The organism is Streptomyces sp. XM83C (assembly GCF_023072675.1).
GTDB lineage: Bacteria > Actinomycetota > Actinomycetes > Streptomycetales > Streptomycetaceae > Streptomyces > Streptomyces thermocoprophilus.
This window is the reverse complement of record NZ_JALLGL010000087.1, coordinates 1-21,315: the sequence shown is the minus strand read 5'-3', so window position 1 is coordinate 21,315 and position 21,315 is coordinate 1. Positions and strand designations below refer to the sequence as shown.

Genomic DNA, 21,315 nt, shown 5'->3' with positions numbered 1-21,315 from the left:
GTGGGGGCGGAGTGGGCGGTGGGGGCGGCGAGCGCGCCCAGCAGCAGGGTGCTCGCGGCGGTGACCGCGGCGGCTGCCAAGGGGGTACGACACACAGCGACTCCGTTCGTCTATGTGAACGATGGGCGCCTCTATGAACATAGGCGTGACCGGAGACCATAGGTACAGACCAATACGCGGTCAAGGGTTCCGGCACAGCTCACCCCCGGCTCCTGCGATCCCGCCCCCGCCCCACGGGCCCCGGGCATGCGAAAGGGCCGCGCCCCTCATCGGGACGCGGCCCTGAAACGCCGCCGTACGACCGGGAGCGCCCGGCTGCGGGAAGCACTCCGCCCGCGGACGGGTCGCCCGGTCAGCCCGGACCGTCGGGCTCTAGCGCACCTCGGTGATCTCCGGGCCGCGCTGGAGCTGGCCCATGCCGCCGGAGAAGCGGGAGCCGGCCTCCTCCTGCTGAACGCCCTCGGGCACCATCTGGGCGTCGTTCGGAAGCTTGAGGACGATCGGGTCGCGCGGGGCCATCGGGCCCTCGCCGCGGACGACGACCGTGTCACGGAAGATCTGCTCCAGCAGGCCCGCGGCCTGCGGCTGCACCGCGGCCTGGCCGGAGATCACACCGCGCAGGAACCAGCGGGGACCGTCCACGCCCACGAACCGCACCACCTGGAAGCCGCCCGTGCCGTCCGGCAGCTGCACCGGCACCTGCGCACGCAGCTCCCAGCCGAGCGGGCCCTCGATCTCGTCGACGACACCACCCTGCTGGGTGATGCCGGAGGCGATCTCCTCGCGCACCTCGCCCCAGATGCCCTCACGCTTGGGCGCGGCGAAGGCCTGCAACTGGATCGCGCTGTCGCGCAGCACGACCGTGGCGGCGACGATCGCGTCGCCCGCGACCTCGACCCGGAGTTCCATGCCGTCGACTCCGGGCACGAACAGACCGCCGAGGTCCACTCGCCCTTCGCCCGGTTCGCGTACCTCGGAGACGTCCCAGGGCCCGTCGGGCCGCGGCCCGGGCTCGAGCCTCACCCGCTCGCGGGTCTCCTCGTCATCCGCCTCGGTGTCGACGCTGTCGACGACCTGCTCGGCCTCGCCGGCCGCGTCCTCGGCGGCATCCCTCTTCTTGCGACGTCCGAACACGTCACTGTCCTTCCCGGTCGGATACGACCGAAGCGTATCGATTCCCACCCGTCGGGCCGCCCTCGGCGACCTGACCGCTTGTGCCGCTCGCGCCGCCCACCGCGGCATGACCGCCGGTGGACCCGAAGCCCCCCTCGGCCCGCGCCGAGTCGGGAAGTTCCGCCACCTCCTGGAAGCGGACCCTCTCGACCTGCTGGACGACCAGTTGGGCGATCCGGTCGAAGCGCTCGAACCGCACGGACTCGCGCGGGTCGAGATTCACCACGATCACCTTGATCTCCCCACGGTACCCGGCATCAACCGTCCCCGGGGCATTCACCAGGGCGACACCGCACCGGGCGGCAAGGCCGGAGCGGGGGTGCACGAACGCCGCGTACCCGTCCGGGAGCGCGACAGACACGCCCGTGGGCAGGACGGCTCGCTCGCCGGGGGCCAGTTCGCAGGCCTGTGTGGTGCGCAGATCGGCGCCCGCGTCCCCGGGGTGCGCGTATGCCGGAAGCGGGACGTCCGGATCGACACGCCGGATCAGCACCTCGACCGGGCGGCGGCTCACGGGTTCACCTCGAAGGCGCGGGCCCGCCGAACCTGGTCCGGGTCGTTCATGGCGGCCTGGATCTCCTCCTTGCGGCCGTGGTCGATGAAGTGGTCGACCTTGACCTCGATGAAGAGAGCGTCAGCCCGTACGGCCACCGGTCCGTCGGGGCCGCCGATGCGCCCGGTGGCCGTCGAGTAGATCTTGCGGCCGGAGACGGCGGTCACCTCCGCCTGGAGGTGGAGCGTGGTGCCGACCGGCACGGGCCGTACGAAGTCGGTCTCCAGCCGTCCGGTCACCGCGATCGTGCGCAGCAGCCAGTTCAGTGAGCCGAGCGTCTCGTCCAGGGCCGTGGCCAGGACGCCGCCGTGGGCGAGGCCGGGAGCGCCCTGGTGGGCGGGCTGCACGGTGAACTCGGCGGTGATGCTGACGCCGTCGCCGGCGCGGGCGGCCAGGTGCAGCCCATGGGCCTGCCCGTCGCCGCAGCCGAAACAGTGTTCGTAGTGGGCGCCGAGGAGTTCGCCGGGTGCCGGCGCCTCGGGGTGGCGCACCGGGGGCACGGCGTCGGCCGGGGGCTGAAGAGCTGGGGAAGTACCACTCACAGCCGCAGACCTTACCCGCGCGTCGGCGCAGTCCCGACACCGTGCCAAGCTTGGCTTCATGCAGCACTCCGCCATCCCGTACGAAGAACGCCTCACCGCCCCACGTTCGTGGTGGCTGATCTCCTTTCTGGCGGGCGTCGCCCTGGCGCTGATCCTGCTGCCCTTCGGCACCCTGCCGATGCTCGGCGGCCTGGTCGGCGGTACGGCCGCGGCGGCCGTGACGGCCAGCTCGTACGGCTCCGTCCGCATCCGCGTGGTCGGCGATCAGCTCGTCGCGGGCGACGCGAAGATCCCGGTGGCGGCGCTCGGTGAGGCGGAGGTGCTGGACGCGGAGGAGGCGCGCGCCTGGCGCACGTACAAGGCGGACACGCGCGCGTTCCTGCTGCTGCGCGCGTACATTCCCACGGCACTGCGGGTGGAGGTCACCGACCCCGAGGACCCGACGCCGTATCTGTACCTGTCGACGCGGGAGCCGGAACGACTGGCCCAGGCTCTGCAGGCGGCCAAGACCACCGCTTAGAGGACCGCTGCGGTACGACGCTCAGGACCGGCCGCGGTACGACGCTGAGGGCCGCCTGAGACGCGCCGCTGAGTGCCGTCTGCGGTACGCCTGAGGCGCACCTCAGGCACGTCGGACGCGCGCGTGGGGTGCGGCGCCCTCGCGTCGGTCAGATGATCGCTGGGGTACGGCGCATCGCGGCGGTCCGACGACCGCTGGGGGTACGGCCGCCCTCGCGGCGGGCCGGACGGACGTCCCGCTCAGTTCCCGAAGCCCCGGGTGATCCCGTCCATGTCCACCGGCTTGTCGGGCTGGTCCAGGGGCGGCAGGTCCGGCAGCGCCTCCCACGGCACCTGGATCTTGCGCAGGTCGGAGCGGATGCGGTTGGCGAGCTTGCGGGTCTCGCGCCGGTTCATGAGGGCGCCCACGGCCGCGCCGACCATGAAGGGCATGAGGTTGGGCAGATCGCGCACGAGACGCTTCATGATCTGCTGGCGCAGCTCGCGCTTCATGGGGCCGCCCAGCGCGGAACTGAACGTCGACGGCTTCATCACGTCGATGCCGCGCTCACCCGACCACGAGCGCAGGTAGAGGGTGCTGCGTTCCTTGAGGTTGCCGGGCGGGCGTACGCCGTAGACCTCGTGGAGTTCGGCGATGAGCTTCAGCTCGATCGCGGCCACGCCGGTGATCTCCGCGGCCAGTTCGGTCGGCATCGCGGGCGGCACGGGCAGCATCGCGGCGGCGCCGACGCCGGCGCCGACGGCGGAGGTCGCGCGGGCGGCGCCCGTCACGAGCCTGTCGGCGATCTGTTCGGGACCGAGGCCCGGGAACTGCCGGCGGAGCGTCGCGAGGTCCCGCACGGGCACCCGCGGGGCCAGGTCGATGATCCGGTCGGCGAGATAGGACAGCCCGGCCCTGGCGCGGCTGCCGCCCTTGCGGGCGCCGTCCCGGGCCAGGTCCACGGCCTTGTCCCGGATCGCTGCCGCCCTGCGCCTCGCCAGGGGCGCGGGCGGTTGCGCAGGCGCCGGGACGCCGTCCCGGTCGCCCTCCGTTCCGAGCGAGGCCGTCCCCGTCGGTCCTGTCGAGGACGTCGTACCGGTCGGGCCTCGCTCATCGTCACGCACGCCGTGGGGGCCGTCGAACGGCCCCGGGTCCGCTTTCTTCCCTCGGGAGAAGCGGCGCTTCCGGGAAGGGGTCGAGCCAGTCACGGCCGACCCGTCCTCAGTCGCAGTCGCGGCAGATCGGCTGACCGTTCTTCTCCCGGGCCAGCTGGCTGCGGTGGTGCACCAGGAAGCAGCTCATGCACGTGAACTCGTCCTGCTGCTTGGGCAGCACCCGGACGGCCAGTTCCTCGTTCGAGAGGTCGGCGCCGGGCAGCTCCAGGCCCTCCGCGGCCTCGAACTCGTCGACGTCGACCGAGGACGCGGACTTGTCGTTCCGCCGGGCCTTCAGTTCTTCCAGGCTGTCCGAGTCGACGTCGTCGTCGGTCTTGCGTGGGGTGTCGTAGTCGGTTGCCATGTCGCTCTCCCCCTCCGGGTGTCTGTGGGTGTCTCCAGCGCACGTAACGCGTGAGAGGCCGGACTTGTGCCCGACCCGAGGCGGAGATTTTGCCTCACATCAAGGTCTGTTACTCAATCGACACCCAACCGGACCCCTCAAGAGTGATCGGCTTGGATGGCGAACGGGACCGTACACGGTCCGGGTGCCGCACTTCAAAGGCATCTCACCGTGTACTTCCCGTGATCAGGACCCCTAAAAACCCGGACGTATCAGGCTTTCCCGCACTGGTCATGATCACGGAGAGTAGATGGCCGGAAAATCGCCCTTGTGATCGATCACACACGGTGAGCCCCGGCGTGAACCCGGGAAATTCAGCGCAAAGCGAACATCCCCGCGTGTGTCGGCGACATGATCTCAGAGAGGCAGGGTGACCCGCATCTCCAGGCCGCCCCCCTCGCGCGGCGTGGCCGAGATGTGCCCGCCGTGCGCCCGCGCCACGGACCGGGCGATGGACAGGCCGAGGCCGACGCCCTTGTCGCTGCCCGTACGGTCCGTGCGCAGCCGCCGGAACGGCTCGAAGAGGTTGTCCACCTCGTACGCCGGCACGACCGGCCCGGTGTTCGACACCACGAGGACCGCCTGGCCGGGCCGGGCCTCGGTGACGACTTCCACCCAGCCGCCCTCGGGGATGTTGTAGCGGACGGCGTTCTGCACCAGGTTCAGCGCGATCCGCTCCAGCAGTACGCCGTTGCCCTGGACGACCACGGGGTCCCGTCTGCCGCGGATCTCCACACCCTTCTCCGCGGCCTCGCCGCGCACCTGGTCGATGGCCTGCCCGGCCACCTCGGCGAGGTCGACCGGCTTGCGCTCCACGATCTGGTTGTCGCTGCGGGCGAGCAGCAGCAGGCCATCCACGAGCTGTTCGCTGCGCTCGTTCGTCGCCAGCAGTGTCTTGCCGAGCTGCTGCAGCTCCACCGGCGCCTTCGGGTCGGACAGGTGCACCTCCAGCAGCGTGCGGTTGATCGCCAGCGGGGTGCGCAGCTCGTGCGAGGCGTTGCCGACGAAGCGCTGCTGGGCGGTGAAGGCCCGCTGCAGGCGCTCCAGCATCTCGTCGAAGGTGTCGGCCAGCTCCTTCAGCTCGTCGTCCGGTCCGTCCAGCTCGATACGGCGGGACAGGTCGGACCCGGCCACCGCGCGTGCCGTGCGCGTGATCCGGCCGAGCGGGGACAGCACACGGCCGGCCATCGCGTAGCCGAACGCGAAGGCGATCACGGCGAGGCCCAGCAAGGCCAGCAGGGAGCGGCTGAGCAGATGGTCCAGCGCGACGCGGCGCTGCTGGTCGATGCAGGCGCTGATCGCGGCGTTGAAGTCGGGCAGGGTGAGGTTGCCGGAGGTGACAGCCGGGCAGTCCTCGCTGCTGACCTTGATGCTCGTACCGCCGACGATCTTGAACAGGGGCTGGTTGCCCGTGTTCAGGGCCTGTGCGGCGAGCAGGTAGATGATCGACAGCAGCAGGATGCCGGCGATCAGGAACATGCCGCCGTACAGCAGCGTGAGCCTTATGCGGATGGTCGGGCGCAGCCAGGGGAACGGCGGCTCGGGCCGTCGCGGGTCCCAGGTGGGCTTCGGCGGCGCCTGCGGGGGCGCGGGAGCGGCGGCCATGGGTCAGATCCGGTAGCCGGAGCCGGGGACGGTGACGATCACCGGGGGTTCGCCCAGTTTGCGGCGCAGGGTCATCACCGTCACGCGGACGACGTTGGTGAACGGGTCGGTGTTCTCGTCCCAGGCCTTCTCCAGCAGCTGCTCGGCGGAGACCACGGCGCCCTCGCTGCGCATGAGGACCTCCAGGACGGCGAACTCCTTCGGCGCGAGCTGCACCTCCCTGCCGTCGCGGAAGACCTCGCGCCGGTTGGGGTCGAGCTTGATGCCGGCGCGCTCCAGCACGGGCGGCAGGGGCACGCTGGTGCGCCGGCCGAGTGCCCGCACGCGCGCGATGAGCTCGCTGAACGCGAAGGGCTTGGGAAGGTAGTCGTCGGCGCCGATCTCCAGGCCCTCGACGCGGTCGCTGACGTCGCCGGAGGCGGTCAGCATCAGCACGCGTGTGGGCATGCCGAGTTCGACGATCTTGCGGCAGACGTCGTCGCCGTGCACGAGCGGGAGGTCGCGGTCGAGGACGACCACGTCGTAGTCGTTGACGCCGATGCGCTCCAGGGCAGCCGCACCGTCGTACACGACGTCGACGGCCATGGCCTCCCGGCGCAGTCCGGTGGCCACCGCATCGGCGAGCAGCTGCTCGTCCTCGACGACGAGTACGCGCACGTCGCTTGTCCTTCCTCGGAACCGCCCGGCGCCGGAGGCGGCGCGCGGGCGGGAAATGCTGACAGGTTGCTGGTCTCCATCCTGCCGCTTTCGGTCATAAACCGGTGGTAAGCCGAACTCCGGTGATCTTGGGGGGATGGGGCCGGCGGGTGGCCTGTGTGCGGGCTGTGAACGGCCGCGCGCAGATTTCTCGGCGCGGGGAGGTTTCCGCGGCGGGGCATGGGGGGAGGACGGGTTTACACCCCGCGATCACGCTCTGCTTGTGCCGCAACACCAAGCGGTACGCCGCGATCCGCTTCCGCAGAGTGGGCGTGGGTGTCCGGCACCGTCGCCGCCCGGCTCGGGCAGCGCTGGGCACCTACTGGAGACGTGATCGCCCCTTCCGAACGGCACACCCCCGTGCCACCGACCCACGACCCAGGACGAGGGGGCGCAGCATGGACGCATTCACGGCAGGACTTCTGCAGCGCATAAAGGCGACCGAGTCCGACCTGACGCGGGCTCGTGACGAGGGCGACGACTTCCTTGTCGAGGTGGAGCAGTCGGAGCTGGACGACCTGCGACGCCTCGCCGCCGAGCACGGTGTGGAAGTCGGCGCCTACCGCGTCTGACGGGCCACAGCACGACAGCAGACCCCCGGCGGGATCCAGCGCCGGGGGTCTGCTGCTGTGTCGTGGCCGGGGGTCTGCGGCTGTTCGTAAGGGTCAGGAGCCCCCGCGGTCAGGCGCCGAAGTCCGTCAGGAGCCGCTGGAGCGGCTCGAAGAGGGTCGGGGTGGCCGCGAGTGCGAGGTCGGTCGAGGGGCGCTCTCCGGGGCGTCCACCGGTCACCGCGCCCGCTTCCCGGGCGATGAGGTCGCCCGCCGCCATGTCCCAGGCGTTCAGTCCGCGCTCGTAGTAGCCGTCGAGGCGGCCCGCGGCCACGTCGCACAGCTCGATCGCGGCGGAGCCGCCCCGGCGGATGTCCCGGACCAGCGGGATCAGCCGCCGCACCACATCGCCCTGCTTCTCGCGCTCGGCGGACACATAGCTGAAGCCCGTGGCGACCAGGGCCTGGTCGAGCGGGGCCGGGGCACGGCAGGTCAGCCTGCGTTCGCCGGCCCAGGCGCCGGTCGCCCACGCGCCGCCGCCGCGCACCGCGTGGTACGTCTCCCCCCGCATCGGGGCGAAGACCACACCGGCGACGGTCTCGCCGTCCTGCTCGGCCGCGATGGAGACGGCCCAGGTGGGCAGGCCGTACAGGTAGTTGACGGTGCCGTCGAGAGGGTCGATCACCCAGCGGATGCCGGTGCTGCCCTCGACGGAAGCGCCCTCCTCGCCGAGGAAGCCGTCGTCGGGGCGGCGCTCGGAGATCAGGCCGGTGATCAGTTTCTCCGCCGCGATGTCCATCTCGGTGACCACGTCGACGGGGCTGGACTTGGTGTCGGCGACACCGAGGTCGGCCGGACGGCCGTCCCTGAGCAGGTCGCCGGCGCGCAGGGCGGCCTCCCGGGCGATCTCCAGCAGGTCCTTGTGCAGGGGGTCGATCACGGGTCTCCTCACGCGTAGGGGCTGTCCGCGCCCGCGGCTGCGGGGCGGGGGGCGCGGGCCGGGCAGCAGCCGACCGGGCACAGGTCGTGGCTCGCGCCGAGCGTGCCGAGGGCGCAGCGGGTGACCTGTTCGCCGCGCTCCGCCCGGGCGCGTTCCAGGATCAGGTCGCGGACCACCGCGGCGAAGCGCGGGTCGGCGCCCACGGTGGCGGAACGCCGTACCGGAAGACCCAGTTCGGCGGCCTTGGCCGTGGCTTCGGTGTCGAGGTCGTACAGGACTTCCATGTGGTCGGAGACGAAGCCGATGGGGGCCATCACGACGGCGGGGACGCCCGCGGCGTGCCGCTCCTCGAGGTGGTCGCAGATGTCCGGCTCCAGCCAGGGGATGTGCGGGGCGCCGGAGCGGGACTGGTAGACGAGCTGCCAGGGGTGGTCCACGCCGGTGCGCTCGCGGACGGCGTCGGCGATCAGCCGCGCCACGTCCAGGTGCTGCCTGACGTACGCGCCGCCGTCTCCGTGGCCCTCGACGGGGCCGGAGGTGTCGGCGGCGGTCGTCGGGATGGAGTGCGTGGTGAAGGCGATGTGGGCGCCGTCCCGGAGCTCCTCGGGCAGGTCGGCCAGGGACCGCAGGACGCCGTCGGTCATCGGTTCGACGAAGCCCGGGTGGTTGAAGTAGTGCCGCAGCTTGTCGATCTTCGGGGGTTCGAGACCCTCGGCCTGGAGCGCGGCGATCGCGTCGGCGAGGTTCTCGCGGTACTGGCGGCAGCCCGAGTAGGAGGCGTAGGCGCTGGTGGCCAGGACCAGGACGCGGCGGCGGCCGTCGCGCACCATCTCGCGCAGGGTGTCGGTGAGGTACGGCGCCCAGTTGCGGTTGCCCCAGTAGACCGGCAGGTCCAGGCCGTGGTCGGCGAAGTCCTTGCGGAGGGCGTCCAGCAGGGCGCGGTTCTGGTCGTTGATGGGGCTGACCCCGCCGAAGAGGAAGTAGTGCTGCCCGACTTCCTTCAGCCGTTCTTTGGGGATGCCGCGTCCCCGTGTGACGTTCTCCAGGAAGGGGACCACGTCGTCCGGGCCTTCCGGGCCGCCGAAGGAGAGCAGGAGCAGGGCGTCGTAGGGGGTGGCATCGAGCGCGTCTGGCATGTCTCGATCCTGCCACTCGCCACTGACAGCGCGGGAACGGCGGGGGGTGTCCGGTTCGTCCGGCGGGTCGCACCCTGGACAGGACCGCCCGGAACGGGTGCGTAAGGGTGCCCTGACCAGTAAGCTGTATCGACCATCTACGCGCCTTACACACTCCCCGGAGACCCCGTGCCCAGCCCCTACCGCGCCCTGTTCGCCGCCCCCGGCACCAGGGGCTTCGCCGCCGCGGGTTTCATCGGCCGTATGCCGCTGTCGATGATGGGCATCGGCGTGGTGACGATGATCTCCCAGCTCACCGGGCGCTACGGCCTCGCGGGCGCGCTGTCGGCGACCATCGCGCTGTCGGCGGCGGCGCTCGGGCCGCAGGTGTCCCGGCTGGTGGACCGGCACGGGCAGAGCCGGGTGCTGCGCCCGGCCACGCTGGTGGCGCTCGCCGCGTCGGCGGGGCTGCTGCTGACCGCGCACTACGACTGGCCGGAGTGGCTGCTGTTCGTGTGCGCCGTCGGCATCGGCGCGGTGCCCAGCCTCGGAGCGATGATCCGGGCCCGCTGGGCGGCCCTGTACCGGGGCACGCCGCAGCTGCACACCGCGTACTCGTTCGAGTCGGTGGTGGACGAGGTGTGCTTCATCTTCGGGCCGATCATCTCCATCGGGCTGTCCACCGCCTGGTTCCCGGAGGCTGGGCCGCTGCTGGCGGCCTGCTTCCTCGCGGCCGGGGTGTTCTGGCTGACCGCGCAGCGCTCCACCGAGCCCGAGCCGCACCCGCGTGAGCGGCACGGCGGCGGGAGCGCGCTGCGGGCGGCCGGGCTGCAGGTGCTGGTGGCCACGTTCGTGGCGACGGGCGCGATCTTCGGGGCGGTCGACGTGGTCACCGTCGCGTTCGCCGAGGAGCAGGGGCACAAGAGCGCGGCGAGCGTGGTGCTGGCGCTGTACGCCGCCGGATCGTGCGTGGCGGGGATCGTGTTCGGGCTGCTGCGCTTCACCGGTGCGCCCGCACGCCGCTGGCTGCTGGGCGTATGTGCCATGGCCGTGAGTATGATCCCCCTCCTACTGGTCGGGAACCTGCCGTTCCTGGCCGTGGCGCTCTTCGTGGCGGGCCTGGCCATCGCACCGACGATGATCACCACGATGTCCCTGATCGAGGAGCACGTACCACGCGCGCATCTGACCGAGGGCATGACCTGGGTGAGCACCGGGCTCGCGGTCGGGGTGGCGCTCGGCTCGTCGGTGGCCGGCTGGGTGATCGACGAGGCCGGCGCGCGGGCCGGGTACGGGGTTCCGGCGGTGTCCGGGGCCGTCGCGGTCGCGGTCGGTTTCCTCGGGTACCGCCGGCTCAGCAGGCCGGTTCCGTGTCGGGGAGGCACCCTTGAGCAGCACAGCGAGCGGGAAGAACGGCACGTGGCGTAACTGGGGCGGCAATGTGACCGCCCGTCCGGCGCGGGAGGTCACCCCCGCCTCCGTCGACGAGCTGGCGGCGGCGGTCCGGCAGGCCGCCGAGGACGGGCTGCGGGTCAAGGCGGTCGGGACCGGTCATTCCTTCACGTCGATCGCGGCGACCGACGGAGTGTTGATACGCCCGCAACTGTTGACCGGTATCCGCAAGATCGACCGTGACGCCATGACCGTCACGGTGGAGGCCGGCACCCCGCTCAAGAGACTCAATGTGGCTCTGGCCCGCGAGGGACTGTCGCTGACCAACATGGGCGACATCATGGAGCAGACGGTCTCCGGCGCCACGAGCACCGGCACCCACGGCACGGGCCGCGACTCCGCCTCGATCGCCGCCCAGATCAAGGCGCTGGAACTGGTCACCGCCGACGGCTCGGTGCTCACCTGCTCCGAGAAGGAGAACCCGGACGTCTTCGCCGCCGCGCGCATCGGCCTCGGCGCCCTCGGCATCGTCACCGCGATCACCTTCGCCGTGGAACCGCTGTTCCTGCTCACCGCGCGCGAGGAGCCGATGCCGTTCGACCGGGTGCTGGCCGACTTCGACGAACTGTGGGCGGAGAACGAGCACTTCGAGTTCTACTGGTTCCCGCACACCGGGAACACCAACACCAAGCGCAACAACCGCAGCGCCGGGCCCGCCCGCCCGGTGGGGCAGGTCAAGGCCTGGTTCGAGGACGAGTTCCTCTCCAACGGCGTCTTCCAGGTGGCTAACTGGGTCGGGCGCGCGGTGCCGGCCACCGTTCCGTCGATCGCCCGGATCTCCAGCCGGGCACTGTCGGCACGCACGTACACGGACATTCCGTACCGGGTCTACACCTCGCCGCGCCGGGTGCGGTTCGTGGAGATGGAGTACGCCGTCCCGCGCGCGGCCGTCGTGGAGGCGCTGCGCGAACTGCGGGCCATGGTCGACCGTTCCGGACTGCGCGTCAGCTTCCCCGTCGAGGTGCGCACCGCGCCCGCCGACGACATCACCCTGTCCACGGCGTCGGGCCGGGACAGCGCGTACATCGCGGTGCACATGTTCCGCGGCACCCCCTACCAGCGGTACTTCACGCAGGCCGAGCGCATCTTCACGGCGCACGAGGGCCGCCCGCACTGGGGCAAGGTCCACACGCGGGACGCGGAGTACTTCTCCCGGGTCTACCCGAGGTTCGGCGAGTTCACGGCACTGCGCGACCGGCTGGACCCGGAACGGCGGTTCCAGAACGACTATCTGCGCCGGGTCCTGGGGGCGTGACGGGGGACGCGAGGGCGTGAAGCGGGACGAGCCGGACCGGACGGGTGAACACCGGAGAGACCGGCTCGAACCGTCCAAGACCTTCCGAGACCGTTCCGGACCGGCCGAGAACAGCAGGGTTCGGCCGGGACCCATGGGGTCCGGCAGGGTCCGGACAGTTCACGCCATTGCGTGAAGTACACCACTTTCAAGATCGCGCAAACCCGTAGCGGTCGGTCAAGTCCGTCCCCGCACGAGAAGTTGGGCGGCGCGCCAATCCACGCACGTGGGCCAAATGGAGTACTGTTGCGAGCCCTGGGTCCGGTCTCCCTCCAGGGTGTCCGGAGCCTTGCTGGACCGCTGGGAGGGGGCTGGTTGCACAGGGTGATGGAGTTGGTCACTCAGCGTGGCGAATAGGTAACCGTGCCATAACGGCGATCCAGGGCCCGTGCCCGACACGCCGGGCAACTCGGCAAGGTTGTGGCAGGCTGCACCCGGGCAGGCCACACTCGACTAGCGGAAGCAGCGACGCACGTGACGTCGGCAGGCACCACCCGGGAGGTCCCCATGCCCGAACTGCGTGTCGTGGCCGTCTCCAATGACGGCACACGGCTGGTGCTGAAGGCTGCGGACTCAACGGAGTACACGCTTCCGATTGACGAACGGCTCCGCGCCGCCGTGCGTGGCGACCGTCCCCGCCTCGGCCAGATCGAGATCGAGGTGGAGAGCCATCTCCGCCCGCGTGACATCCAGGCCCGTATACGTGCCGGCGCGACCGCGGAAGAGGTCGCGCAGATGGCCGGCATCCCCGTGGACCGTGTACGGCGCTTCGAGGGCCCCGTGCTCGCCGAGCGCGCCTTCATGGCCGAACGCGCCCGCAAGACACCCGTGCGCCGCCCCGGCGAGAACACCGGCCCGCAGCTCGGCGAGGCCGTCCAGGAGCGGCTGCTGCTGCGCGGCGCCGAGAAGGACAGTGTGCAGTGGGACTCCTGGCGCCGCGACGACGGCACTTGGGAGGTCCTGCTGGTCTACCGGGTCGCGGGCGAACCGCACTCGGCGAGCTGGACGTACGACCCGCCCCGGCGGCTCGTCCAGGCCGTCGACGACGAGGCCCGCTCCCTGATCGGCGAGTCCGACGACCTCGCCGCGCCCGAGCCGAGCTTCCCCTTCGTGCCGCGCATCGCACGGCTGCCCCGCGACCGTCCGCTCGACCGCGCCCTCGACCGGGAGCGGCCCGGCCTGCCCGCCCAGGCGTCCGAGCCCGCCGAGGAGAGCGGCGGCGAACGGGACTCCCTGACCAGCCTGTTGGAGGCCGTACCGAGCTTCCGCGGCGACCTCGTCGTACCGGAACGCCCGTCCGAGCCCGCTGAGGAACCCGACCAGGAGGCCGCCGCGGAGGAACCCCCGGCGCCGGCCGCATCGGCCGGGTCCGCCTACGCGGACGTCCTCATGCCGCGCTCCATCGGCAGCCACCGGGACCGGCTCATCGGCGCCACCGACCGGCAGGCCGAGGCCGACGGCGTCCGCCCCGGGCGACGCGCAGCGGTACCCAGCTGGGACGAGATCGTCTTCGGTACGCGCCGCAAGAAGCAGGAGTAGCGGGACCGGTTTGACGGCGCCCGTTCGACGGCACGACGGCGGCGAACGGGTCGCACGCGTGCCGGGCGGATCTCGATGGCGCCGGGCGCGGTCCTCCGGCCGACTGGAGGCGTCCACGCTCGCACGCGCGCGTAGGGGGCGACTTCGACGCGCGCTCGCGTCGGGTGAGGCGACACTGGCCCCTCACGCGCACTTGAGGCCACGCCAGTTGCGGACGAACCCCACGCGCGCGTGCGGCAACACCAGGGGTACCTACGTCACTCCACGCACGCCGCGGCGACTCCAGGCGTGCGTACGTCACCCCACGCGCATGGCGCGAGCCCCCGTGCCCCCGCCTGCGCCCTACTGCGGGTCCGGCCCCACCGCCACGGGCCGGGCCGGGTCCGAGGACCACTCCGACCACGAACCGACGTACAGAGCCGCAGGAATGCCCGCCACGGCGAGCGCCAGCACCTCGTGCGCCCCCGAGACGCCCGAGCCGCAGTAGACCCCGACAGGAGTGCCGTCGGTGGCACCCAGGGCCTTGAAGCGGGCGCGCAGCTCCTCCGCGGGCAGGAAACGGCCGTCGGGGGCCACGTTCTCGTTCGTGGGCGCCGAGATCGCGCCCGGGATGTGCCCGCCGACCCGGTCGATCGGCTCCACGTCACCCCGGTACCGCTCCCCCGCCCGAGCGTCGAACAACACGCCGGAACGGGCCAGCGCGGCGGCACCGTCCGCGTCGAGCAGACCGGTGTCGCCCGGCACGGGCCGGAAGTCACCCTCGACCGGACGCGGCACGTCCGTCGTCAACTCTCCTTGCCATGAAGGCAACCCGCCGTCGAGAACCCTCACGTCCGGGTGACCCGTCCAGCGCAGCAGCCACCAGGCACGGGCAGCGCCCCAGCCCTGCCCGCCGTCGTACACGACGACCGGCCGTCGGGCCGACACCCCGGCCCGGCGCATCGCGGCACCGAACACCTCCAGGTCGGGCAGCGGATGCCGACCCGACGCGCCCGGCGCGGAGGCCAGTTCGGCGTCCAGGTCGACGTAGACGGCACCGGGGATGTGACCGGCGGCGTGGGCGGCACGGCCGTCGAACGGCGGCTCACCGGCCGCCTTGGCGAGGCTGAGCTGCCAGCGGACGTCGAGCAGCACCGGCGGTTCGCCGGCCGCCAGGGCGTCCGCCAGCTCGGATGCGGAGATGATGGCGTTCATGGCCCCCATCCTCGCGCACGGGGTGGCCGCATCGGCCGTGTCCGGCTACTCTGCTCGGCCGGACAGGCTCGGTCACCAGGCGTACGGGATCGGGCACAAGCTGTACAGCCGATCATCATCCGTCGGTGGCCGCGCGGAAACGGACAGGGATACGAACCAGGACTGTCCCTCGACCGTTCCGCCTCGTACGGCGGCGCGCCCGAAGGGTACGGGTCACGGGTGGTGCGAGCATCGGGCACGGGGTCCGGGAAGCGGAAGCGACGACGGCCGCCGCGAGGGGCCGAGAAGAGAGTGACGATGACCGAGGCACCGGGGACGGCCGGCCGGAACGGCGAGGCGCACGAGCGGTACGCGCCCGGGACGCCCTGCTGGGTGAGTCTGATGGTGCACGGACTGGACGCGACCGAGGACTTCTACCGCGCCCTGTTCGGCTGGGAGTTCGAGCCCGGTCCCCAGCAGCTCGGCCCGTACGTGCGGGCGCTGCGGGACGGGCACGAGGTGGCCGGCATCGGCCAGCTGCCGCCGGACCGCCATCTGCCCGTCGCCTGGACGCCGTATCTCGCCTCGGACGACGCCGACCACACCGCGGAGACGGTACGGCTGTGCGGAGGCACCGTCGGTGTGGGCCCGCTGGACGCCGGCGAGGCGGGGCGACTGGCGATCGGCTCCGACCCGTGCGGCGCGGTCTTCGGCGTGTGGCAGGCCGCCGCACACCTCGGCACGGAGGCCACCGGGGCGCCGGGAACGCCCGTGTGGAACGAGCTGCTGACCTACGAGGCGGCGCACGTGGCGAAGTTCTACGAGACCGTGTTCGGATACGAGCAGGAGCTGTCCGACCCGGACGACCCCGATCACGTCACCCTGTGCCTCGACGGCCGCCCCGTCGCCGACATCCGGGGCGTGGGCCAGGCACTGCCCCGCGACCGGGGCCCGCACTGGATGACGTACTTCCAGGTCTCCGACACCGACGAGGCCGTCGAGCGGCTGGTCGGGCTCGGCGGCCAGATCCTCGGCCCCGTACAGGAGAGCGCGCGCGGGCGTGTGGCGACGGTTTCCGACCCGGAGGGCGCTCGTTTCGCACTGCTTCAGGCCGCTTCGGGTTCGTAAGGCTCGACTTTCCCTTGTCAGTCCCGCATAAAGGAAATGCCGCTGGAGTGCCGCACCTTTTGACGGCGGGGCGGAAAGAAGCACGACCCGGGGCGCGCGGCGCCGGTAATGCGCCCCGATTCCTGTGCGCGCGCTCGGATTTCTTTCAGCGATTCGCGCACAAGTTCTGCGTGACCGGCATGCCCGCGCCCTCGTCGAAGCCACGCATCCCCCGCCTGACCAGGGCATACACGCACAGCACCCAGGCCCGGGACCGTCACGCGGACCCCTCTCGCAATGCCCTTGCCCACAACAACGGTTGACATGAATGGCTCACAACAGGCAGCCCCCGGGCCCCTCGTAATCCACTTGCGAGAACATCAGACGTAAATCAGCGTTACTTTGTGACCGACCATCAGCAGCGGGAGGTACGTTGACGCTGGATCTGCGACGCCGAGGGGCCATCGAGGAAGACCTCGTCTTCTTCGCCATGCCGTACGAGGAAAAGGAACTGCCGAACGGCCGCGTCGAGAATTTCGATGACCTGTACGAAGGTCACTTCGAGTTCTGGATGAAGAGCTGGGAACTGCGCGCCGAGCGGGCCGACAAGGTGCCGGGCACCACCGAGAGCGCCCTGGACGTCGCCTGGTCCGGCATCGACCGGGCGGGGATCGTGGTCGTCGACCTGTCCGTCCCGTCGACGTCCGTGGCCATGGAACTCGCGTGGGCGATGTGCCTGAGAAAGCGGCTCATCGTGATCGCGCACCGGGGTGCCGTGGTGCCCAGCAACGCCCTGGGGCAGTTCCGGGTGGTGTGGTACGAGTGGTCCGTCCGAGGCCTGGCCGATCTGCGGACCAGCCTGCGCGCCGAGATCGACGCCCTGCGCCAGCAGCGGCGTGAACCCGAGATGGATCTGCGGCCGTACATGCCGGAGGACCGGCTGCGCGCCACGGTCAAGATCGAAGAGGTCCACGAGGAGTACATCCGGGTCCGCGACCTGAACCACCCGCGGCGGTGCGCGGAGATGTACAAGAGCGACATGAGCTACCGGGAGGCGATCCCGGACCACATGTCGCAGAGGTTCCACGTCGGCAGGACCATCCCGGGCTTCTTCGTGTACCGGGACAACGCGCTGGTCTTCACGCAGCAGGAGGGCCCGGACCCCTGGGACGACTGGGAGCGGACCTATCTGCGCGGCCAGACCCTCACCGCGCGCGTCTACGACGTCAACCAGGGCGGTGTCTGGGTCGAACTGGAAGGGGGCGGGCGTTCCAGGGTGCCGACCCATCAGGCGGCAGGCCTGAAGACGGGCGACGAGCTGTCCGTCGTGATCAAGTGGCTCGACCGGGGGCGCCAGAAGATCGACATCAGCCTGGCCGACGAGTCGGCCACCGTGCCGGCCCAGGCCGCCGCGCCTGTTCCCCCGCCCGCGCTGGACGACTACCCCAAGGCCGGGGAGCGGCAGGGCGCCACGGTGATCGTCCCCAGCGACTCGTTCGTGCTCGTGAGGCTCGACGACTATCCGGAGCTGCCCACCCTCGCGCTGCTGCACGCACGCAGGATGTCCGCCTCGCTGCGGGACGACCTGGAGGCGGGCCGGGTCACCGAGGGCAGGCGCGTCCTGGTGGACGTCGAGGAGGTCGGCCCGTCCCGCAGCAGGCCCGGACGGATCGACATCAAGGTGCGGGAGATCGAGGGCGAGTTGCCGCCGCAGACCGAGGCGGCGCAGGACGTGTCCGCGTGATCCCCACCCAGCACGGTCCGCACGCCCCGGCGGACCTCGCGACCAGGCTGTGGAACGAGCAGGTGGGCGCCCGGGAGTACGACAAGGAGGGCGAGAAGTACCAGGCGGCCGTCCTGGAGCAGTACAAGATCTACGTGGAGATGGCCGACCGGATCAGCGCCCGCAGAAGCCTCACCAACACCTTCTTCCTCACGGTCAACGCGGCGCTGCTGACGACGGCCGGCACGGTCGGCCCCGGTGTCGTGAGCGAGCTGCCGGTGTGGGGACTGGTGACCATGGGGCTGGTCGCCCTCGGCCAGTGCGGCGCCTGGTTCCTGCTCATCGCCTCGTACCGGCAGCTCAACCGGGCCAAATACAAGGTCATCGGCGCGCTCGAACGTCGGCTGCCCGCCCTGGTGTACGACGCGGAGTGGGCCGAGCTGGGCGAGGGCAGGACCGCCGGGCGGTATCTTCCGCTGACACTGGTGGAGCTGTGGATGCCGGTCCTGTTCATGGTCCTGTACGTCGCGGCAGGCGCTGTGGCGCTCGGCATGGCCTGACGGCGGGCCGGCACCGGTTCGGCGCCGCGTCCGCCGGACGGCACCGGCGGCGGAGGGAGGCCGTGGGGTCCCTCAGCTCTGCTGAACCGGCAGTACGTCCGGGGACAGGGCCGCCGCGCGGGCCGTCGCCGCCGTCATACGGCGGCGGTGATGGCGGCGGCACAGCACCTCGTAACCGATCTCGTCAGCGCTCTGGTTGACGTCGCCGACGACGACCTGGGCGCCCTCCACCACCATCACGCCGCCCACCGTGCGGGCGTTGTGCGTGGCTCGGGCGCCGCACCAGCACAGCGCCTCCACTTGCAGCACCTCGACCCGGTCGGCCAGCTCCACGAGCCGCTGCGAGCCGGGGAACAGCTTGGTGCGGAAATCGGTTGTGATGCCGAACGCGTACACATCCAGCTCCAGGTCGTCGACGATCCGGGCGAGCTGGTCGATCTGCTCCGGGGCGAGGAACTGCGCCTCGTCGGCGATCACATAGTCGGCGCGACCGCCCTGCGAGAGATGGTCGACGACATGGGCGTACACGTCCATGCTGTCCTCGACCTCCACCGCGTCGGTGACCAGGCCCAGCCGGGAGGAGAGTTTCCCCTGGCCGGCGCGGTCGTTGCGGGTGAAGATCATGCCCTGGAGGCCGCGCGCGGAGCGGTTGTGCTCGATCTGGAGAGCCAGCGTCGACTTCCCGCAGTCCATGGTTCCGCAGAAGAACACCAGCTCGGACATGAGGAGTTGAACACCTTTCGGCGGGATCGGCAGTCGGACGGGCAGTCGGGGTCAGGAGCGTACTTCGAGCAGCGGGACCAACTGCTCGGCCGGGGTCATCGAGCCGTGATTGCCGGTCATGGCCGACTCGTTCGGCTCCCGCTGCGAGGCGATGAGCAGGACGTCGTCATGGGCGGCCGCGACGACATCGCCGATACGGGCGTACACGCGTTCGTCGATGTGCGGGCCGAACCAGCCCGCGGCGATCGCCTCGTCCCGGGAGGCCACCCAGAACTGCTCGCCGAGCACCTCACGCCACACGGCGAGGACATCGGCGGCGGCACCGGGCACCGCGTAGACATGCCGGGCGCGGCCCTCGCCGCCGAGGAGGGCGACGCCGGCGCTCAGCTCCCAGTCCTCGTCGAAGTCGATCCGGTGCTCCTCGTCGAACGGCACGTCGATCATGCCGTGGTCGGCGGTCACGTACAGCGCGCTGCGCGGCGGGAGTTGCTCGGCCAGGCGCTGCACCAGCCGGTCGACGTACATGAGCTGGCCGCGCCAGGTGTCGGAGGCGACGCCGTAGCGGTGGCCGGCGCCGTCGAGTTCGGCGTAGTACGTGTAGACCAGGGCGCGGTCGCCGGCTGCGAGCTGTCCGGCCGCCAGATCCATGCGTTCCTCGCCGGTGAGCCGCCCGTGGAAGGTGCCGCCGCTGAGGGCGACCTTGGTGAGCGGGGTGTTCTGGAACGTGGGGGACGACACCTGCGCGGCGTGCACACCGGCCCGCTCGGCGAGGGTGAACACCGTGGGGTACGGCTGCCAGGCGTGCGGCTCCGTCCACGGGTTCCACCGCAGCTGGTTCATCAGTTCGCCGGTGTCCGGGTTGCGCACCGTGTAGCCGGGCAGGCCGTGCGCGCCGGGCGGCAGGCCGGTGCCGACGGACGCCAGGGAGGTGGCGGTGGTGGCCGGGTAGCCGGCGGTGAGCGGGCGTCCGGTGCCGCCGCGGGAGCTCGGCAGGAGCGAGGTCAGGAAGGGCGCCTCGTCGGGGTGGGCGCGCAGCTGCTCCCAGCCGAGGCCGTCGATGAGGAAGACGCACGCGCGGTCGACGGGGGCCAGCTCGCCGATCGCGGCGGTCGTGCCCGGCACGCCCATGCCCGCCGCGAGGGTGGGCAGCAGGTCGGCGAGCGAGCCGCTGCCGTACTGCGGGACGGGCGCGGAGGAGACGGCGAGGGGCTCGGGGTGGGCGTCCCAGGCGGTGGGCTGCGCCATCAGCGGGTGGCGTCCGCGGTCGCCTCGGAGATGGCCTGCGCGAAGGCGAGCGCCTGGCGGACCGTCTCCGGGCCGTCCCCGGCCTCGCTGACGCGCAGGCTGAGGTCGTCGGCGGTGGAGTTGCCGGTGTAGCCGTGGTCGGCGTCGCAGTTCGGGTCGCCGCAGGCGGCGGGTTCCAGGTCGATGCGGGAGACGGCGCCCCAGCCGATGGTGAGGACGACCTCGCGGGGCAGCGTGCCCGGCGTGTACGACTCCGGGTTGGCGACCACGCGGCTCACCACGACGGAGGAGATACGGCCCAGCTTGACCGACTCCGTGGACGTCGTGGCGTACGGCGTCGGGGAGGTGCTGTCGGCGGCCTGCTCGTCGGTGTGGCTGACGATGAAGCGGGTGTCGGTGAGGACGAGGACGGTGACATGGCGCCGCACCTCGTTCTGGTCGAACGTCGTCTCCTGATGGACCAGGTACGACCGCACGGGCTCGCCGCCCACGGCGGCCTCCACCGCCTCGGCCACGAGGGCCGGGTAGTAGCCGCTGCGCTCGATCGCCGCACGCAGCCCCTGGGTCGTCGTACTGGTCTTGGCCATGACGTCCATCCTACGGGGGCCCACTGACTGCGAGGGACCGCTCGGCCCCCTCGTCGTGGTGGGTCAGTACGCGGGCAGGGTGCGGGGGCCGAGGTCGTCGCGGGCGGGTGGGGGTGCGAGGCGGACGGAGGCGCCGAGGACGGTCAGGCCGCGGGGTGCGACGACCACCGGTTCCAGGGTGACGGCGACCACTTCGGGGTGGTCGTGGACCAGGCGGGACACCCGCAGCAGCAGTTCCTCCAGGGCGGGGGTGTCCACGGGGGTGGAGCCGCGCCAGCCGAACAGCAGCGGAGCGGTGCGGATCGAACGGACCAGCGAGGCGGCGTCCCGGTCGGTGACGGGGACGAGCCGGTGCGCCATGTCGCCGAGGAGCTGGGAGGCGGCGCCGGCGAGTCCGAACGACAGCACCGCTCCGGCCGCCGGGTCGATCACGGACCGTACGACGGTGTCGACGCCGCGCGGTGCCATCGCCTGCACGACGGGGCGGACCTCGTCGGGCTTGCCGAACGCGTCCGTCAGCTCGGCGTACGCCCGCCGCAGCTGCTCCTCGTCGGCGAGGTCGAGGCGTACGCCGCCCAGGTCGGCGCGGTGCCGCAGGTGCGGGGCGGTGGCCTTGACGGCGACCGGGTAGCCGAGGGCGCGGGCGGCGTCGGCGGCGGCGTCGGGGGTGGGGGCCGGCAGGGC

General features: G+C 71.6%; 22 protein-coding genes. 8 read left to right on the top strand and 14 right to left on the bottom strand.

Annotation, left to right across the window (positions count from 1 at the left end):
• Positions 1-372: 372 nt before the first annotated feature.
• The 3 genes from MTQ10_RS12640 to MTQ10_RS12630 are packed head-to-tail and all read right to left on the bottom strand — an operon-like array spanning position 373 to position 2,268.
• Entirely contained in the window at positions 373-1,134 is a 762-nt protein-coding gene (locus MTQ10_RS12640) for a DUF3710 domain-containing protein (protein ID WP_247466258.1), read from the bottom strand.
• A gap of 1 nt (position 1,135) precedes the next feature.
• Positions 1,136-1,687 carry a dUTP diphosphatase gene (gene dut / locus MTQ10_RS12635; RefSeq protein WP_247466255.1) on the bottom strand — a complete coding sequence of 184 codons (552 nt, stop codon included), beginning with the start codon at positions 1,685-1,687 and terminating at the stop codon, positions 1,136-1,138.
• Complete coding sequence (locus tag MTQ10_RS12630; RefSeq protein WP_247466251.1) at positions 1,684-2,268, bottom strand: PaaI family thioesterase; 585 nt, start codon at positions 2,266-2,268, stop codon at positions 1,684-1,686. Before MTQ10_RS12630 ends, dut begins: the two co-directional genes overlap by 4 nt.
• A gap of 58 nt (positions 2,269-2,326) precedes the next feature.
• Between MTQ10_RS12630 and MTQ10_RS12625 the strand changes: the two genes are divergently transcribed.
• Positions 2,327-2,788 carry a DUF3093 domain-containing protein gene (locus MTQ10_RS12625; RefSeq protein ID WP_247466247.1) on the top strand — a complete coding sequence of 154 codons (462 nt, stop codon included), beginning with the start codon at positions 2,327-2,329 and terminating at the stop codon, positions 2,786-2,788.
• A 239-nt stretch (positions 2,789-3,027) separates the two neighbouring features.
• On the opposite strand, the gene MTQ10_RS12620 is transcribed toward MTQ10_RS12625, so the two are convergent.
• The 4 genes from MTQ10_RS12620 to MTQ10_RS12605 all read right to left on the bottom strand — a co-directional run bounded on the left by MTQ10_RS12620 (position 3,028) and on the right by MTQ10_RS12605 (position 6,586).
• Positions 3,028-3,975 carry a hypothetical protein gene (locus MTQ10_RS12620; protein WP_247466245.1) on the bottom strand — a complete coding sequence of 316 codons (948 nt, stop codon included), beginning with the start codon at positions 3,973-3,975 and terminating at the stop codon, positions 3,028-3,030.
• 13 nt (positions 3,976-3,988) lie between these two features.
• On the bottom strand, positions 3,989-4,285 hold the full coding sequence (locus MTQ10_RS12615; protein ID WP_043504706.1) for a DUF4193 domain-containing protein: 297 nt from the start codon (positions 4,283-4,285) through the stop codon (positions 3,989-3,991).
• A gap of 396 nt (positions 4,286-4,681) precedes the next feature.
• Complete coding sequence (locus MTQ10_RS12610) at positions 4,682-5,929, bottom strand: sensor histidine kinase (RefSeq protein WP_247466242.1); 1,248 nt, start codon at positions 5,927-5,929, stop codon at positions 4,682-4,684.
• A gap of 3 nt (positions 5,930-5,932) precedes the next feature.
• On the bottom strand, positions 5,933-6,586 hold the full coding sequence (locus MTQ10_RS12605) for a response regulator transcription factor (protein WP_010353034.1): 654 nt from the start codon (positions 6,584-6,586) through the stop codon (positions 5,933-5,935).
• A 437-nt stretch (positions 6,587-7,023) separates the two neighbouring features.
• On the opposite strand from MTQ10_RS12605, the gene MTQ10_RS12600 reads away from it, so the two are divergent.
• Positions 7,024-7,197 (top strand): hypothetical protein, encoded by a 174-nt coding sequence (locus MTQ10_RS12600; RefSeq protein WP_247466239.1) that lies wholly within the window; start codon positions 7,024-7,026, stop codon positions 7,195-7,197.
• 109 nt (positions 7,198-7,306) lie between these two features.
• Here MTQ10_RS12600 and MTQ10_RS12595 read toward each other — a convergent pair whose 3' ends face one another.
• Both MTQ10_RS12595 and MTQ10_RS12590 read right to left on the bottom strand, forming a co-directional pair.
• A complete protein-coding gene (locus MTQ10_RS12595) occupies positions 7,307-8,113 on the bottom strand; it encodes an inositol monophosphatase family protein (RefSeq protein WP_247466236.1) in 807 nt (268 codons plus the stop codon).
• Positions 8,114-8,121: 8 nt separating this feature from the next.
• Complete coding sequence (locus tag MTQ10_RS12590; protein WP_247466232.1) at positions 8,122-9,249, bottom strand: ferrochelatase; 1,128 nt, start codon at positions 9,247-9,249, stop codon at positions 8,122-8,124.
• Positions 9,250-9,417: 168 nt separating this feature from the next.
• Here MTQ10_RS12590 and MTQ10_RS12585 point away from each other — a divergent pair, with 168 nt between their 5' ends.
• The 3 genes from MTQ10_RS12585 to sepH all read left to right on the top strand — a co-directional run bounded on the left by MTQ10_RS12585 (position 9,418) and on the right by sepH (position 13,513).
• The gene (locus MTQ10_RS12585; RefSeq protein WP_247466229.1) at positions 9,418-10,656 is read left to right on the top strand and encodes an MFS transporter; all 1,239 of its coding nucleotides are present in this window, start codon (positions 9,418-9,420) and stop codon (positions 10,654-10,656) included.
• Positions 10,616-11,935: a D-arabinono-1,4-lactone oxidase gene (locus MTQ10_RS12580; RefSeq protein ID WP_247466226.1), complete on the top strand. Its 1,320-nt coding sequence runs from the start codon at positions 10,616-10,618 to the stop codon at positions 11,933-11,935. The genes MTQ10_RS12585 and MTQ10_RS12580 overlap by 41 nt, the downstream gene beginning before the upstream one ends.
• A 546-nt stretch (positions 11,936-12,481) precedes the next feature.
• Entirely contained in the window at positions 12,482-13,513 is a 1,032-nt protein-coding gene (sepH, locus tag MTQ10_RS12575) for a septation protein SepH (protein ID WP_247466224.1), read from the top strand.
• Between the two features lie 342 nt (positions 13,514-13,855).
• On the opposite strand, the gene MTQ10_RS12570 is transcribed toward sepH, so the two are convergent.
• On the bottom strand, positions 13,856-14,707 hold the full coding sequence (locus MTQ10_RS12570; protein WP_247466221.1) for a sulfurtransferase: 852 nt from the start codon (positions 14,705-14,707) through the stop codon (positions 13,856-13,858).
• 297 nt (positions 14,708-15,004) lie between these two features.
• Between MTQ10_RS12570 and MTQ10_RS12565 the strand changes: the two genes are divergently transcribed.
• The 3 genes from MTQ10_RS12565 (at position 15,005) to MTQ10_RS12555 (ending at position 18,076) form a co-directional block, all read left to right on the top strand.
• Positions 15,005-15,814 carry a VOC family protein gene (locus tag MTQ10_RS12565; RefSeq protein WP_247466218.1) on the top strand — a complete coding sequence of 270 codons (810 nt, stop codon included), beginning with the start codon at positions 15,005-15,007 and terminating at the stop codon, positions 15,812-15,814.
• A 412-nt stretch (positions 15,815-16,226) separates the two neighbouring features.
• The gene (locus tag MTQ10_RS12560; protein ID WP_247466215.1) at positions 16,227-17,537 is read left to right on the top strand and encodes a hypothetical protein; all 1,311 of its coding nucleotides are present in this window, start codon (positions 16,227-16,229) and stop codon (positions 17,535-17,537) included.
• On the top strand, positions 17,534-18,076 hold the full coding sequence (locus tag MTQ10_RS12555; RefSeq protein WP_247466212.1) for a RipA family octameric membrane protein: 543 nt from the start codon (positions 17,534-17,536) through the stop codon (positions 18,074-18,076). Before MTQ10_RS12560 ends, MTQ10_RS12555 begins: the two co-directional genes overlap by 4 nt.
• 72 nt (positions 18,077-18,148) lie before the next feature.
• Here MTQ10_RS12555 and MTQ10_RS12550 read toward each other — a convergent pair whose 3' ends face one another.
• From MTQ10_RS12550 to MTQ10_RS12535, 4 genes are all read right to left on the bottom strand, one after another.
• Positions 18,149-18,799, bottom strand: coding sequence for a thymidine kinase (locus tag MTQ10_RS12550; protein WP_247466209.1), 651 nt, complete (start codon positions 18,797-18,799; stop codon positions 18,149-18,151).
• Between the two features lie 51 nt (positions 18,800-18,850).
• Positions 18,851-20,044: an alkaline phosphatase family protein gene (locus MTQ10_RS12545; RefSeq protein ID WP_247466206.1), complete on the bottom strand. Its 1,194-nt coding sequence runs from the start codon at positions 20,042-20,044 to the stop codon at positions 18,851-18,853.
• Positions 20,044-20,640, bottom strand: a complete 597-nt coding sequence (locus MTQ10_RS12540; RefSeq protein WP_247466203.1) for a DUF5998 family protein — start codon at positions 20,638-20,640, stop codon at positions 20,044-20,046. Before MTQ10_RS12540 ends, MTQ10_RS12545 begins: the two co-directional genes overlap by 1 nt.
• A 54-nt stretch (positions 20,641-20,694) precedes the next feature.
• On the bottom strand, positions 20,695-21,315 hold a 621-nt coding region (locus tag MTQ10_RS12535; protein ID WP_247466200.1), incomplete at its 5' end, for an acetate--CoA ligase family protein.